Consider the following 14,281-nt stretch of genomic DNA (forward strand, 5'->3'; position numbering starts at 1 on the left):
GGTGGACCGGTGCGCGGACACGCCGTGAGCGCGCCCTCCTGAGAGTGACCCGCGTCACGCCCGCGCGCGCCGTGTCCCTCGGCACGCCGTGACGTGCGACGCACCGAGGACGGGCCGCGGTCGCCGGAACGTCGCCGTGGGAGCGCGGGGTCAGTCGCCGTCCACCCGGCCATGAGGGGTCGGCCGCCGAGGGGGCCGACCCGGCGGTGCTCGCGGTGTCAGAGGGCCCCGCTACGGTTCCGTCCATGGCTGCCCGTACGAAGACCACCAAGGACCGGCCGTCCTACCGCTGCACCGAGTGCGGCTGGCAGACGGCCAAGTGGCTCGGCCGCTGCCCCGAGTGCCAGGCCTGGGGCACGATCGAGGAGTACGGCGCGCCCGCCGTGCGGACGACGGCACCGGGCCGGGTGACGAGTTCCGCGCTGCCCATCGGCCAGGTCGACGGGCGGCAGGCGACCGCCCGCACCACCGGCGTGCCCGAGCTGGACCGCGTCCTCGGCGGCGGACTCGTGCCAGGCGCGGTCGTACTACTCGCCGGCGAGCCCGGGGTCGGCAAGTCCACGCTCCTGCTCGACGTCGCGGCCAAGGCGGCGAGCGACGAGCACCGCACGCTGTATGTGACCGGCGAGGAGTCGGCGAGCCAGGTGCGCCTGCGCGCCGACCGCATCGGTGCCATCGACGACCACCTCTACCTCGCCGCGGAGACCGATCTCGCCGCGGTCCTCGGTCACTTGGACGCCGTCAAGCCCTCGCTGCTGATCCTCGACTCGGTACAGACCGTCGCCTCCCCCGAGATCGACGGTGCGCCCGGCGGCATGGCCCAGGTGCGCGAGGTCGCCGGAGCACTCATCCGCGCCTCCAAGGAACGCGGTATGTCCACCCTGCTCGTGGGCCATGTCACCAAGGACGGGGCGATCGCGGGCCCGCGCCTGCTCGAGCACCTGGTGGACGTCGTGCTGCATTTCGAGGGCGACCGGCACGCGCGCCTGCGCCTCGTACGCGGGGTCAAGAACCGCTACGGCGCGACGGACGAGGTCGGCTGCTTCGAGCTGCACGACGAGGGCATCACGGGCCTCGCCGACCCCAGCGGCCTGTTCCTGACCCGCCGGGACGAGCCGGTCCCCGGCACCTGCCTGACCGTGACACTGGAGGGCCGGCGCCCGCTGGTGGCGGAGGTCCAGGCCCTGACCGTCGACTCGCAGATCCCCTCCCCGCGGCGCACCACGTCCGGCTTGGAGACCTCCCGCGTCTCGATGATGCTGGCCGTCCTGGAGCAGCGCGGCCGCATCAGCGCCCTGGGCAAGCGGGACATCTACTCCGCGACCGTCGGCGGGGTGAAACTCTCCGAGCCGGCCGCCGATCTGGCGGTGGCCCTGGCCCTGGCGAGCGCCGCGAGCGACACCCCCCTGCCGAAGAACCTGGTGGCGATCGGCGAAGTGGGACTCGCGGGCGAGGTCAGACGGGTCACCGGGGTCCAGCGGCGACTGGCCGAAGCACACCGTCTGGGGTTCACGCACGCACTCGTTCCGGGTGATCCGGGAAAGGTCCCGCCCGGCATGAAGGTGCTGGAAGTGGGGGACATAGGGGACGCCCTGCGGGTCCTTCCGCGCTCCCGTCGCCGAGAGGCCCCGCGGGAGGAGGAGGACCGCCGGTAGACTTTGCCCTGGTCTCGCCCGTCCGTACGAACCGAGTGTGCGACACGGGAGCGCCTGAAGAACCTGCGACCGGAGGAGTGCAGTGGCAGCCAACGACCGGGCGGCAGCTCCCGGAAAGTCCGGCGGGAGCTCCGGTACCGAGGGCCTGATGCGCGCCTCGCTGAGCGCCGTGGCGCCCGGCACGGGCCTGCGTGACGGCCTCGAGCGCGTACTCCGGGGCAACACCGGCGGCCTCATCGTGCTCGGCTCGGACAAGACCGTCGAGACGATGTGCACGGGCGGTTTTGTCCTCGATGTCGAGTTCACCGCCACCCGGCTGCGGGAGCTGTGCAAGCTGGACGGCGCCCTCGTCCTCTCCTCGGACCTGTCGAAGATCCTGCGGGCCGGTGTGCAGCTGGTGCCGGACCCGACGATTCCCACGGAGGAGACCGGCACCCGCCACCGCACCGCGGACCGGGTGAGCAAGCAGGTCGGCTTCCCCGTGGTCTCCGTGTCCCAGTCGATGCGCCTGATCGCGCTGTACGTCGACGGGCAGCGCCGGGTCCTGGAGGACTCGGCGGCGATCCTGTCCCGTGCGAATCAGGCCCTGGCCACCCTGGAGCGGTACAAGCTCCGCCTGGACGAGGTGGCGGGCACGCTGTCCGCGCTGGAGATCGAGGACCTGGTGACGGTCCGGGACGTCTCGGCGGTGTCCCAGCGGCTGGAGATGGTCCGCCGTATCGCCACCGAAATCGCCGAGTACGTCGTCGAACTGGGCACGGACGGCCGTCTTCTCGCTCTGCAACTGGACGAGTTGATTGCGGGCGTGGAGCCCGAGCGGGAGCTGGTGGTGCGCGACTACGTACCCGAGCCCACCGCGAAGCGCTCCCGCACGGTGGAGGAGGCCCTCTCCGAGCTGGATGCGCTGACCCACGCCGAGCTTCTCGAACTGCCCACGGTGGCCCGCGCCTTGGGTTACACAGGCTCCCCCGAAACCCTGGACTCGGCGGTGTCGCCCCGCGGATTCCGTCTGCTGGCGAAGGTTCCGCGGCTGCCCGGCGCCATCATCGAGCGCCTGGTGGAGCACTTCGGCGGCCTGCAGAAGCTTCTTGCGGCAAGTGTGGACGACCTGCAGACGGTGGACGGCGTCGGCGAGGCCCGGGCCCGCAGCGTGCGCGAGGGGCTGTCGCGCCTCGCGGAGTCGTCCATCCTCGAGCGTTACGTCTAGCGGCCGCACGGCGCCCGGCGGTCACCCCGCCGCTCCCGCGGTCACACTGCGGCCCCCACCCCCGAGGTTCGGCGGCCGGACGGAAAACCCGGTGGAGACGCACCACGCACCGCGTCTACGTTCGAGGGATGAGCACCCGCACCTTCCGTGTCACGGTCCGCGGCGTCTTCGACGGCCTCGACGACGGACAACGAGCAGAACTCCTCGCACGGGCCGCGGAGCACGACGTGCTGCGCGCGGCCTTCACCCCGGAGGGCCACCTCAGCTACGACGTGGCCGCCCGCGCCGCCTTCACCTTCCGGTTCCTCGACTCCGGCGAGGCCGAGGAGGACATCCTGACCGCGACGGAACGCGCCGAGGAGTCCGCCAGGGCCTGGCTCGACGAACACGGCTACGGCTACAAGAACCTCCGCTCCACGGCCGAGGACCTCTCCCAGGCACCGCTCGGAAAGCGCCGCCGCCGGGCGATGGGCCGGTCGTCGTCCTGACCGGCGCTCAGTCCTTCGAGAGCACGAACGAGGTCTGGGCCTTCGGGAACCCGGAGGCCTGTGCCTCCACGAGGTAGGTGCCCGCCGAAGCCGTACCGGCCGGTGGCGTCGCACAGTTCGGGGCGCTGGGCTTGCGGTCCCACTTCACCGTGTACGTCACCTCGTTGTTCGCGGGCACACGGAACAGCACGCTCCCGGAGCCGCTCGGGCAGTCGGCCGAGGACCAGACACCGTCGTCGCTGCCGGTCTGGGTGATGGTCAACACCGCGTTCTTGGGCCCGAGATCGACCTTGCAGTCGCTGCCGGAGGAGTTCTTGGCGATCAGCTCGAACGTGGGTGTCTCGCCGGGGGCGTAGGAGTTGTGGACGCTCTTCAGCGTCAACTGCACCGAACCCGAGGCACAGTTGGGAAGCGAGGAACCCGAACCGGCGGGCAGCTGCCCGCCGGTGGAACCGCCGCCGCCCACGCCCTCGTCCGACCCGCCGGACCCGGCGCCCGCTCCACCGGAGTCCCCGGACCCCGAGCCGCCGGACGACTCGTCCGAACCCCCGCCGCCGCTCGACTCGTCGCGCCCGCCCGGGTGTTGGCTTATCGCGGGCCCGCTGCCCGACGGTCCCGGCGTGATGGAGGACGTGGGGTGCTTGCCGTTGGACCCGTCCGCGCCGTTCCTGCCGCCACCACCGCCGGAGGTGGTGACCACCCACGCGATGAGCAGCGCCAACAAGGCCAGCACGGACAGCAGTACGGCCCTCCGTCGCCAGTAGATGGAGGAGGGAAGCGGCCCGACCGGATTGCGCAGAGATCCCACGGCCCAAACTGTACGAGAGATCCGCCGCGGGCCTTGCGCCACCCGCCCCATAAACCCAACTTTCCCATGATCATTACGTGTCGTGGGCCCGCGGGCCGTACATCCGCACCGGACCCGGGCACCCTCTGTGCGCCCGGAGCGGCGGCCGACGGACCCGACGGCGGGCCGCCGGCCCGGAGCCCGCACTCGACCGCGGGCAGCGGGCAGCGGGCAGCGGGACGTCCCCCGTACGACGGCCGCACACGAAGTCGGAGAAACCCGACTCGGGCACGGCACCCACACCGGCCGGCCGGGCCTTCCCCGCCCACCCCACCCGGACCGCCTCGCGCCGCCCGGACGGCCCGACCCGTGAACAACCGGCCCGCACCCCTCGGACGCCGTCCCTCGAACCCGCCCTCGCCCCCGGACGGACCGCGGCACCGGGGTCACCTCCGAACACCCGTGCCCAAGAGGCACAGATGCGCTCCACCCCGCCATCACGGGGGCGCCCACCGACACAAACCACTCCGACCCGGCCCGGTCGCCCGCCCTGCCGCCCCTCCCGTGGCAGGATCGACAGCGTCATGACTGCACCCACCACCCCCACTCCCGCCCCCGCCCAGACCGACGACACCTCCGACGCCCCCACCGGCCGAGCCCCCGGCGGGGCACTGCACGGCCCGGTCATCGCCTGGTTCGACGAGCACGCCCGCGATCTCCCCTGGCGGCGGCCCGAGGCCGGACCGTGGGGCGTGATGGTCAGTGAGTTCATGCTGCAGCAGACGCCGGTCAACCGCGTGCTGCCCGTCTACGAGCAGTGGCTCATCCGCTGGCCGCGCCCGGCCGACCTGGCCAAGGAACCACCCGGCGAGGCCGTCCGCGCCTGGGGCCGCCTGGGTTATCCGCGTCGCGCCCTGCGCCTGCACGGCGCAGCCGTGGCCATAACGGAACGGCACGGCGGCGACGTACCGACCGAACACTCCCAGCTGCTGGCACTGCCCGGCATCGGTGAGTACACGGCCGCGGCCGTGGCCTCCTTCGCCTACGGCCAGCGCCATCCGGTCCTGGACACCAATGTGCGCCGCGTGCTCGCCCGCGCGGTCACCGGTACGCAGTACCCGCCCAACGCCACCACCGCCGCCGAGCGCAGGCTCGCCCGTGAGCTCCTGCCCGAGGACGAGCGCACGGCTTCCCGCTGGGCGGCCGCGTCCATGGAACTGGGCGCGCTGATCTGCACCGCGAAGAACGAGACCTGTCACCGCTGCCCGATCTCCGCGCAGTGCGCCTGGCAGCTGGCCGGGAAGCCGGAGCACGACGGCCCCCCGCGCCGCGGCCAGACGTACGCGGGGACGGACCGTCAGGTTCGTGGACGGCTGCTGGCCGTGCTGCGCGAGGCCGTCACCCCGGTCCCCCAGTCGATCCTCGACCGGGTCTGGGACGAGCCGGTGCAGCGGGCCCGCGCCCTGGACGCCCTGGTCTCCGACGGACTGGTGGAGCCGCTGCCCGGCGGCCTCTACCGTCTTCCGCTCACCTGACCCCGTCACCGTCCGGGCGCGCGCCCCACCCGCCGCGCCCGGACGGTCCACCGCCGCCGGCGCGCCTTGTCACGTCGCACGCCTCGCCACATCAGCCATGTCTCACACCTCTCGGGCGGACAAATCACCCCATACCCTCCTCAACTACCCCCTGACTCAACGCTGTTCCCTCGTCCGTTACACAACCGACGGACAGCCGAGGGCTCTCCGCAGGCTGCCTCGCACAACCCCGTGACAACTCCTCCGTAGCTTCATAGACGTGCCGCTGAAAGGGCGGCACACGGATGACACGGGCTGAGCAGAACCGGCACCCGGCTGTGGGACGCAGCCGCGGGAGACGTCGGACACGGGGAACGGAGGCGGTCGGAATGGCGCAGGGAGAGGTGCTCGAGTTCGAGGAGTACGTCCGTACCCGGCAGGACGCGCTGTTGCGCAGCGCCCGCCGGCTGGTTCCCGACCCGACCGACGCGCAGGACCTGCTGCAGACGGCGCTGGTGCGCACCTACGGCCGCTGGGACGGCATCGCCGACAAGCGCCTGGCGGACGCCTATCTGCGCCGCGTCATGATCAACACGCGTACCGAGTGGTGGCGCGCCCGCCGGCTCGAGGAGGTCCCCACCGAGCAGCTCCCGGACGCGTCCGTGGACGACTCCACCGAGCAGCACGCCGACCGGGCCCTGCTGATGGACGTACTGAAGGTCCTCGCGCCGAAGCAGCGCAGTGTCGTCGTGCTGCGACACTGGGAGCAGATGTCCACGGAGGAGACGGCCGCCGCTCTCGGCATGTCGGCCGGTACCGTCAAGAGCACGCTGCACCGGGCGCTCGCCCGGCTCCGGGAGGAGCTGGAGGCGCGCGATCTGGACGCACGCACGCTGGAGCGTGAGGAGCGGGAGCGTTGCGCGGCCTAGGCACGGGGGCCATGGAGCCCGGAGGAGCCCTGAGAGCGGCGATCGTGGCGACGGCCGCGATCGCCGCCGTCGGGCTTTTCGTCTCCGGCTGCGCCACCGGCGGCACCGGAGCCCGGGACGAGGGTCCGGCGGGCAGTGACGCGGTGGTCCCGAGCGCCGCCCCCTCCCCCTCCGCCTCGCGCTCCCCGGCCGCCAAGGAGCCGACACGGCTGGACGTCGTGCGGATGGTCAAGGCCGATCCCAAGGTCGCGAAAGCGGTCAAGGACGATCTGAAGCCGTGTGTGGCCGACGAGTACCCGATCGACGTGTCCTACGGCGACCTGACCCGCGGTACCGCCAACGACATCGTGGTCAACGTGATGACCTGCGGCGACGCCGTCGGCGTCGGCTCGTACGTGTACCGCATGGAGAACCGCAGGTACCAGAATGTGTTCAAGGCCGAGGAGCCGCCGGTCTACGCCGAGATAGACCGTGGTGACCTGGTGGTGACCCAGCAGATCTATGAGAAGGGCGACCCGGTGTCGTATCCCTCCAGCGAGGATGTGATCACGTACAGCTGGAGGGGCAACCACTTCGCCTTCGTGACCAGCACACGCAACGAGTACAGCAATGCGGTGGGCGACGGCGACACGCCGGCCCCCGCCGGGAACTGAGAGCAGCGGATGGCAGAGCAGACCCACGTCCTGTTCGTCGAGGACGACGACGTCATCCGCGAGGCCACCCAACTCGCCCTGGAACGGGACGGCTTCGCGGTCACCGCCATGCCCGACGGACTGTCCGGCCTGGAGGCCTTCCGCACCCGCCGCCCGGACATCGCCCTGCTGGACGTGATGGTCCCCGGCCTGGACGGCGTCAGCCTGTGCCGCCGTATCCGCGACGAGTCGACCGTGCCTGTGATCATGGTGTCCGCCCGCGCCGACTCGATCGACGTCGTGCTCGGGCTGGAGGCCGGAGCCGACGACTATGTGACCAAGCCGTTCGACGGCGCCGTGCTGGTCGCACGCATCCGCGCCGTGCTGCGCCGGTTCGGGCACGCGAGCGGCGCCGACCGCGGGTCCGAGGACACCTCGGTACAGGACGGCGGGGTGCTCAGCTTCGGCGAGCTGGAGATCGACACCGAGGGCATGGAGGTACGGCGCTCGGGGCAGCCGGTGGCCCTCACGCCGACCGAGATGCGGTTGCTGCTGGAGTTCTCGTCGGCGCCCGGCACGGTGCTGTCGCGGGACAAACTGCTGGAACGCGTCTGGGACTACGGCTGGGGCGGTGACACCCGGGTCGTCGACGTCCATGTGCAGCGGCTGCGCACGAAGATCGGCCAGGACCGGATCGAGACGGTCCGTGGCTTCGGCTACAAGCTGAAGGCCTGAGCCGGGGATGCGCGGTTCTCTTCGACGCCTGATCCCGGACGACGCCATACGGACGGGGCTCAGATGGAAGCTCAGTGCGGCGATCGCTCTGGTGGGCGCGCTGGTGGCGATAGCGCTGAGCCTGGTCGTGCACAATGCGGCGCGCGTCTCGATGCTCGACAACTCGCGCGATCTCGCCGACGAACGCATCCAGGTGGCCCAGCGGATGTACGAATCCGGGCGCACCCAGTCCTTCGGGGTCAAGGTCGACGACCCGGCCATCCCACGGGACCTGCTGGAGAAGGTGGCCGAGGGCCGGCGTGCCACCTATGTCTCCGAGGGCCCACACGGTGTGCCGGACATCTGGGCCGCGGTACCGCTCAAGGACGGGCGGGTGCTCTCCCTGCACACCCGTTTCACCGACCGCGGTGCCGATGTGATGAAGGACCTCGACCAGGCGCTGTTCATCGGATCCATCGCGGTCGTCCTCGGCGGCTCGGCGCTCGGTGTACTCATCGGCGGGCAGCTGTCCGGGCGGCTGCGCAAGGCGGCGGCCGCGGCGAACCGGGTGGCGGCGGGGGAGACCGACGTCCGTGTCCGGGAGGCCATCGGCGGAGTCGTGCGCGACGAGACCGACGATCTGGCGCGCGCGGTGGACGCGATGGCGGACGCGCTCCAGCAGCGTCTGGAGGCGGAGCGCCGGGTCACGGCGGACATCGCCCACGAGCTGCGTACGCCCGTCACGGGCCTGCTCACCGCGGCGGAGCTCCTCCCGCCGGGCCGCCCCACCGAGCTGGTGCTGGACCGTGCACAGGCGATGCGCACGCTGGTGGAGGACGTCCTGGAGGTGGCCCGGCTGGACGGGGCCTCCGAGCGTGCCGAACTGCACGACATCATGCTCGGCGAGTTCGTGGCCCGGCGGGTGGCGGCGAAGGACCCGGACACCGAGGTCCGGGTGATCCACGAGTCGGAGGTCACCACGGACCCGCGCCGTCTGGAGCGTGTGCTGTTCAACCTGCTGGCGAACGCGGCCCGGCACGGCAAGCCGCCGATCGAGGTGTCGGTCGAGGGCCGGGTGATCCGGGTCCGGGACCACGGCACGGGCTTCCCGGAGGAACTGCTCTCGGACGGTCCGCAGCGCTTCCGCACAGGCCGCACGGACCGCTCGGGCACCGGCTACGGCCTGGGTCTGACGATCGCGGCGGGCCAGGCGCGGGTACTGGGCGCACGACTGACCTTCCGCAACATCCGGCCCACCGGGGCTCCGGAGCACATGGCGGCCGAGGGTGCGGTCGCCGTGCTCTGGCTGCCGGAGCACGCGCCGACGAACACCGGCAGCTTCCCGATGCTGCCGCTGTCCGGGGGCTGACACACCTACGCCTGGCTGGACCAGTCCTTGTCCAGATCCAGGCCGCCCTCCCGGCGCTGCGTGAAGGAGAACCAGTTGCCGGAGTCGTCGCGGAAGAGCGCCTCGGTCCCGTACGGCCGCTCCTGCGGCTCCTGGAGGAACTCCACGCCGCGGTCCTTCAGCCTCTTGTAGTCACCGTGGATGTCGTCGGTGGCCAGCACCCCGGCGCCGAGCGCGCCCTTGGCCACGAGCTTCTTCATCATCTCGGCGGACTCGGGGTCCATCGCGGGCGGACCGGGCACCATGAGCGTCAACTCGACGTCGGGCTGGTCGGGGGCGCCGACCGTGATCCAGCGCATGCCGCCCTCCCCCATGGTCATGTCCGTGCGGACCTCGAGGCCGAGCTTCTGCGTGTAGAACTCCTTGGCCCGGTCCTGGTCGAGGACCCAGACGGTCGTGATGGCGAGGCCTTTGATCATGGTGTGCTCCCGGAGGCGGGTGGTTTCTTCTGCGCCCCCACGGTAGGCACCCGCGGCATCAGGGCGCTTCTCCGGAATTGCGGTCCCGCGCGCCGGGCCCGGAACGGAACCCGCCGGCCCAGAGCATCGCGTAGCAGCCCGGAATGAGAGCGGCCCCGCGGGCCACGTGCTTGCTCCGGTACTCGCTGGGTGTGACGCCCGTCCAGGCCTTGAACCGGGCGGAGAACGTGCCGACGCTGCTGAATCCCACGAGGTGGCAGATCTCGGTCACCGTCAGGTTCGCGGTGCGCAGCAGGTCCTCGGCCCGCTCGATCCGCCGGTGCGTCAGATACTGGCCGGGGGTCTCGCCGTAGGCCGCCCTGAACGCCCTGATGAAGTGATACCTCGAGTACCCGGCGTGCGCGGCGACGGCGTCGAGATCCAGGTCCGGGTCGGCCCAGTCCCGGTCCATCGCGTCCTTGGCGAGCCGCAGCTGCCGCATCCTGTCCACGGCTTCGATGCTGCCACGGAGCACCGACATCGCCGTGTGCCGTGGACGGACGAAGGCCCCCGGGGCGGACGGCGCCGGGGGCCTTCGGGACCGGAGTCCGCGCGTGTCAGACGGCCTCTGCCACCGCCGGCTGCGCATCCGCGGCGTCCCCAGCCGCGGCCCCGGCCTGCTTGTCGTGCCCCGCGCCGCGCAGCGGGACCTCCTTCACGAACACCGCGGCCAGCAGCGCCGCCACCGCCACCACCGAGCCCAGCAGGAACGCGGAGTGCGTACCCGCCGAGACGGCGTGCTGGTAGGCCTCGCGGGCGGCCTCGGGCAGCTTCTGCAGGCTCTTCGCGTCCAGCTGCGCGGACTGTTCGGTGACCTTCGAACCGAGGGCGCCCGCCCGCTCGGACATCACGTGCTGCACCCGGTTGTTGAACAGCGCGCCCATGATCGCGACGCCGAACGAGGAGCCGAGGGTCCGGGCGAGGGTCGTGGTCGACGAGGCCACACCCATGTCCCGCATCTCGACGCTGTTCTGCGCCACCAGCATGGTGATCTGCATCAGGCAGCCCATGCCGGCGCCCAGGACGGCCATGTACACACCCGAGGTGAAGCGGCTCGTCTCCGTGTCCATCTGCGAGAGCAGGAACAGACCCGCGATCATCAGCACACTGCCGGCCACGGGGAAGATCTTGTACCGGCCGCTGTTGGTGGTGACCCGCCCCGCGACCATCGACACGACGAGCATCGCGCCCAGCATGGGCAGGAGCAGCAGCCCGGAGTTGGTGGCGGACGCCCCCTGGACCGCCTGCTGGTACAGCGGGAGGAAGAGCACCGCGCCGAACATCACGAATCCGGTGATGAAACCGATCACGGACATCAGCGAGAAGTTCCGGCCGCGGAAGATGTGCAGCGGGACGACCGGCTCGGCGGCCTTCATCTGCCAGAACACGAACCCGATCAGGGAGGCGACGCCGATCCCGGTCAGCTCCATGATCCGCGCCGAGGTCCAGGCGTACTCGCTGCCGCCCCAGGTGGTCACCAGCACGATGGAGGTGATGCCGACGGTCAGCAGCCCGGCGCCGAGGTAGTCGATGCGGGTCTTGGTGCGCTTCTTGGGCAGGTGCAGTACGGCGCTGACGGCGAGCAGGGCCACCACGCCGAGCGGCAGGTTGATGTAGAAGGCCCAGCGCCAGCCCCAGTGGTCGGTGATGGTGCCGCCGACCAGGGGTCCGCCGATCATGGCGAGCGCCATGATGCCGGCCATCATGCCCTGGTACTTGCCGCGCTCCCGCGGCGGGATCAGATCGCCGATGATCGCCATGACACCGACCATGAGGCCACCGGCGCCGAGACCCTGCACGGCACGGAAGCCGATGAGCTCGCCCATGTTCTGGGCCATGCCGCTGAGCGCCGATCCGATCAGGAAGATCACGATCGACGTCATGAAGGAGCCCTTGCGCCCGTACATGTCGCCGAGCTTGCCCCACAGCGGCGTGGAGGCGGCGGTCGCGAGCGTGTACGCGGTCACCACCCATGCCAGGTGCTGCAGACCGCCGAGCTCACCCACGATGGTCGGCATCGCGGTGCCCACGATCATGTTGTCGAGCATCGCGAGCAGCATCGCGATCATGAGCGCAAGCAGGACGACCCGCACGCTCCGTGGCTGTTTGTCGGCTCCCGCCGGTACCGCGCTGTCCGCCATCTTTCCCACTCCCCTGAGCACTGCGTGCCGTCGACCACTTACTTGCCGCCCGGCTAGTTCACTACACTGAGGGAAGGTAGTCCCGTAACTAGCCGGGCGTCAAGTAAGTTTCGGTGGGCCTGCCTGCCGACGGCGCATTAGGGTTTTTCCGGGAGCGCGAGGAGTTACGAGGGATGGGCGGCACCACCATGGACGGCACCAAGCGGCAGCGGCGGGGAGACACCCGCCAGCGCATCCAGGACGTGGCGCTCGAACTCTTCGCCGAGCAGGGCTACGAGAAGACGTCGCTGCGCGAGATCGCCGAGCGGCTGGACGTCACCAAGGCCGCGCTCTACTACCACTTCAAGACCAAGGAAGAGATCCTGGTCAGCATCTTCGAGGACCTGTCCCGGCCCATCGACGAGCTGATCGAGTGGGGCAAGGCGCAGCCGCACAGCCTGGAGACCAAGCAGGAGGTCCTGCGCCGCTACAGCGAGGCGCTCGCCGGGGCGACCCCCCTCTTCCGCTTCATGCAGGAGAACCAGGCCACCGTTCGCGAACTGAGCATCGGCAGTCAGTTCAAGGACCGCATGCTGGAGATGCGCGACATCATCAGGGACCCCGACGCGTCACTGACCGACCAGGTCCGCTGCATCAGCGCGCTGTTCACGATGCACGCGGGGATGTTCGTCCTGCAGGAGATGGAGGGCGACCCCGCGGACAAGCGCAAAGCTGTCCTCGAGGTCGCCATCGATCTGGTGACTCAGGCGCACTCGGGCACGCCCTCGTAGGGACGGGTCAGAGACCGACGCCCTTGGACCGCAGGTAGGCGACCGGGTCTACGGCGGAGCCGTAGTTCGGGGTCGTGCGGATCTCGAAGTGCAGGTGGGGCCCGCTGGAGTTGCCGGTGTTGCCGGAGAGCGCGATGTGCTCACCGCGGGTGACCGACTCACCCACGCGGACGTCGATCCGCGAGAGGTGGGCGTACTGGCTGTACATGCCGTTCGGATGCCTGATGACGATGGCATTGCCGTACGCCGGCCCGTCACCCGCGCCGTTCGGGCCGGCCTTGACGACCGTACCGCTGAACGCCGAGGCGACACCCGTCCCGCTCGGGACGGCGAAGTCCTGGCCGCTGTGGGTGGACTGCCACATCCCGCCGGCCTGGTTGAAGCTCGCGGAGAGCGTGTAGTGCTTGACCGGGCCCATCCAGGCACCCGGCCGCATCGGTGCGGTACGCGCGGGCTTCTTGGCCTCGGCGGGGCGGGCGGGAGCCTTGGCCTCGGCAGGACGGACAGGGGCCTTCTTCGCGTCGGCGGGGACCTTGGCCGCCACGGCTTCGGTGGCGGCCTTGCCCTCGGTGGCGCCGGCCGCGACCGCGACCCCGACTCCCAGCACGGCCGAGGCCCCCACTCCGGCGGCCATTGCGGCCACTCGGGTGCGGAATCGGAACGTACGGGACGGCAGGGTCAGGGTGCGCTTCACCATCGGAACCTCGGAGGTCGGGGACTTGACCATCTCTTGGTAACCGGAGCACCGACCGAGCCCAAAATGGGCGATCTACGACGATAGCTCGTACTCGGCTGCAAAAAATAAGGAAGCTTGACAGATGGTTCCGATATCGGGCAATCGTCTGACTGGGGAGATTTCCGTATTCCAACCTCGAAAAAGGGTGAGGAAAGTCCCTTTTGCCCGGAAACATTCCCGACTATGGTGCCTAGTACCGGCCGAACCCCTTGTGCGGCATGTCACCGGAGCCGCTCATCGAGCCGACCATCCGTCACAGGTCGACTACGGCTGACGGGACGGTTTTCGAGGGCCGTGAAAACCCCGGCCGGAACTCGATTCCCCGCTTCCGCCCGGCCGGGTGAAGCCGTCCTGCCGCCCGTGCCCGTTGCGCCGCGGCGGCACCGGGTCCGTTGGGCGCCCGGTGTACACGCGGGCGCGTACGCCCGTGTCACGGTCCACCACCGCACCGGGGCGGGCAGCGTCCTGCCTCCCGTCGGACCGTCCGCGCGGAGAAGGGCACCGTGCCCGGACACCGCGCTCGGCAGCCGAGCCCGGCCGGCCCAGGCGCCGCGAGGGCATGGGTCGGCCGGGCCATGCGCCCTCGCGGCGTCCGGGGACCAGCGCGTCCCCGACTCCGCGCACCGGCCGGCAGGTAACCCGGGCGGCCGGACGTCAGCGGCCCACCGGCGGCGCCGTCGGCGCGCTGCGGTACGGCCCACCGGACCGCCCATGACCCGGCCGCGCCCTGATCCAGGCCCTCTCCATGGTCGTGCCGCCGTCGACAGGCCGTCGGAAGCACAAAAAAGGGGCTGCCCCGGGACCGAAGTCCCGGGGCAGCCCCGGCGGCGAAACCCTGCGAG

General features: G+C 70.9%; 14 protein-coding genes. 9 read left to right on the forward strand and 5 right to left on the reverse strand.

Annotation, left to right across the window (positions count from 1 at the left end; all coding sequences use genetic code 11):
- Positions 1 to 245: 245 nt before the first annotated feature.
- The 3 genes from radA (at position 246) to RCR19_RS16670 (ending at position 3,350) form a co-directional block, all read left to right on the forward strand.
- Entirely contained in the window at positions 246 to 1,655 is a 1,410-nt protein-coding gene (gene radA / locus RCR19_RS16660; RefSeq protein WP_331265866.1) for a DNA repair protein RadA, read from the forward strand.
- A gap of 82 nt (positions 1,656 to 1,737) precedes the next feature.
- The gene (disA, locus tag RCR19_RS16665) at positions 1,738 to 2,862 is read left to right on the forward strand and encodes a DNA integrity scanning diadenylate cyclase DisA (protein WP_059132322.1); all 1,125 of its coding nucleotides are present in this window, start codon (positions 1,738 to 1,740) and stop codon (positions 2,860 to 2,862) included.
- A 128-nt stretch (positions 2,863 to 2,990) separates the two neighbouring features.
- Entirely contained in the window at positions 2,991 to 3,350 is a 360-nt protein-coding gene (locus tag RCR19_RS16670; RefSeq protein WP_331265867.1) for a DUF6204 family protein, read from the forward strand.
- A gap of 7 nt (positions 3,351 to 3,357) precedes the next feature.
- Here RCR19_RS16670 and RCR19_RS16675 read toward each other — a convergent pair whose 3' ends face one another.
- The gene (locus tag RCR19_RS16675) at positions 3,358 to 4,158 is read right to left on the reverse strand and encodes a hypothetical protein (protein ID WP_331265868.1); all 801 of its coding nucleotides are present in this window, start codon (positions 4,156 to 4,158) and stop codon (positions 3,358 to 3,360) included.
- Between the two features lie 563 nt (positions 4,159 to 4,721).
- Between RCR19_RS16675 and RCR19_RS16680 the strand changes: the two genes are divergently transcribed.
- The 5 genes from RCR19_RS16680 to cseC all read left to right on the forward strand — a co-directional run bounded on the left by RCR19_RS16680 (position 4,722) and on the right by cseC (position 9,295).
- Complete coding sequence (locus tag RCR19_RS16680) at positions 4,722 to 5,672, forward strand: A/G-specific adenine glycosylase (protein WP_331265869.1); 951 nt, start codon at positions 4,722 to 4,724, stop codon at positions 5,670 to 5,672.
- Between the two features lie 368 nt (positions 5,673 to 6,040).
- Entirely contained in the window at positions 6,041 to 6,580 is a 540-nt protein-coding gene (locus RCR19_RS16685; RefSeq protein ID WP_331265870.1) for a SigE family RNA polymerase sigma factor, read from the forward strand.
- A gap of 11 nt (positions 6,581 to 6,591) precedes the next feature.
- The gene (locus RCR19_RS16690) at positions 6,592 to 7,233 is read left to right on the forward strand and encodes a hypothetical protein (protein ID WP_331265871.1); all 642 of its coding nucleotides are present in this window, start codon (positions 6,592 to 6,594) and stop codon (positions 7,231 to 7,233) included.
- Between the two features lie 9 nt (positions 7,234 to 7,242).
- Positions 7,243 to 7,947, forward strand: a complete 705-nt coding sequence (cseB, locus tag RCR19_RS16695) for a two-component system response regulator CseB (RefSeq protein ID WP_331265872.1) — start codon at positions 7,243 to 7,245, stop codon at positions 7,945 to 7,947.
- Between the two features lie 7 nt (positions 7,948 to 7,954).
- Positions 7,955 to 9,295, forward strand: a complete 1,341-nt coding sequence (gene cseC, locus RCR19_RS16700; RefSeq protein WP_059132315.1) for a two-component system sensor histidine kinase CseC — start codon at positions 7,955 to 7,957, stop codon at positions 9,293 to 9,295.
- A gap of 5 nt (positions 9,296 to 9,300) precedes the next feature.
- On the opposite strand, the gene RCR19_RS16705 is transcribed toward cseC, so the two are convergent.
- The 3 genes from RCR19_RS16705 to RCR19_RS16715 form a co-directional block, all read right to left on the reverse strand.
- Positions 9,301 to 9,753: a VOC family protein gene (locus tag RCR19_RS16705; protein WP_059132314.1), complete on the reverse strand. Its 453-nt coding sequence runs from the start codon at positions 9,751 to 9,753 to the stop codon at positions 9,301 to 9,303.
- A 58-nt stretch (positions 9,754 to 9,811) separates the two neighbouring features.
- Entirely contained in the window at positions 9,812 to 10,234 is a 423-nt protein-coding gene (locus RCR19_RS16710) for a helix-turn-helix transcriptional regulator (RefSeq protein WP_331269462.1), read from the reverse strand.
- A gap of 115 nt (positions 10,235 to 10,349) precedes the next feature.
- Positions 10,350 to 11,933, reverse strand: coding sequence for an MDR family MFS transporter (locus RCR19_RS16715; protein ID WP_331265873.1), 1,584 nt, complete (start codon positions 11,931 to 11,933; stop codon positions 10,350 to 10,352).
- 173 nt (positions 11,934 to 12,106) lie between these two features.
- Between RCR19_RS16715 and RCR19_RS16720 the strand changes: the two genes are divergently transcribed.
- Entirely contained in the window at positions 12,107 to 12,703 is a 597-nt protein-coding gene (locus RCR19_RS16720; protein ID WP_220293183.1) for a TetR/AcrR family transcriptional regulator, read from the forward strand.
- Between the two features lie 7 nt (positions 12,704 to 12,710).
- On the opposite strand, the gene RCR19_RS16725 is transcribed toward RCR19_RS16720, so the two are convergent.
- Entirely contained in the window at positions 12,711 to 13,400 is a 690-nt protein-coding gene (locus RCR19_RS16725) for a M23 family metallopeptidase (protein WP_059132341.1), read from the reverse strand.
- Between the last annotated feature and the right edge of the window lie 881 nt (positions 13,401 to 14,281).

Source organism: Streptomyces sp. WAC07094 (genome assembly GCF_036320405.1).
Lineage (GTDB): Bacteria > Actinomycetota > Actinomycetes > Streptomycetales > Streptomycetaceae > Streptomyces > Streptomyces lannensis.

Bases quoted from the DNA above. Each gene is read 5' to 3' on its own strand.
- radA (WP_331265866.1), top strand. From the start codon at position 246: ATGGCTGCCCGTACGAAGACCACCAAGGACCGGCCGTCCTACCGCTGC.
- RCR19_RS16670 (WP_331265867.1), top strand. From the start codon at position 2,991: ATGAGCACCCGCACCTTCCGTGTCACGGTCCGCGGCGTCTTCGACGGC.
- RCR19_RS16680 (WP_331265869.1), top strand. From the start codon at position 4,722: ATGACTGCACCCACCACCCCCACTCCCGCCCCCGCCCAGACCGACGAC.
- RCR19_RS16685 (WP_331265870.1), top strand. From the start codon at position 6,041: ATGGCGCAGGGAGAGGTGCTCGAGTTCGAGGAGTACGTCCGTACCCGG.
- RCR19_RS16690 (WP_331265871.1), top strand. From the start codon at position 6,592: ATGGAGCCCGGAGGAGCCCTGAGAGCGGCGATCGTGGCGACGGCCGCG.
- cseB (WP_331265872.1), top strand. From the start codon at position 7,243: ATGGCAGAGCAGACCCACGTCCTGTTCGTCGAGGACGACGACGTCATC.
- cseC (WP_059132315.1), top strand. From the start codon at position 7,955: ATGCGCGGTTCTCTTCGACGCCTGATCCCGGACGACGCCATACGGACG.
- RCR19_RS16705 (WP_059132314.1), bottom strand. From the start codon at position 9,753: ATGATCAAAGGCCTCGCCATCACGACCGTCTGGGTCCTCGACCAGGAC.
- RCR19_RS16710 (WP_331269462.1), bottom strand. From the start codon at position 10,234: ATGCGGCAGCTGCGGCTCGCCAAGGACGCGATGGACCGGGACTGGGCC.
- RCR19_RS16715 (WP_331265873.1), bottom strand. From the start codon at position 11,933: ATGGCGGACAGCGCGGTACCGGCGGGAGCCGACAAACAGCCACGGAGC.
- RCR19_RS16720 (WP_220293183.1), top strand. From the start codon at position 12,107: ATGGGCGGCACCACCATGGACGGCACCAAGCGGCAGCGGCGGGGAGAC.
- RCR19_RS16725 (WP_059132341.1), bottom strand. From the start codon at position 13,400: ATGGTGAAGCGCACCCTGACCCTGCCGTCCCGTACGTTCCGATTCCGC.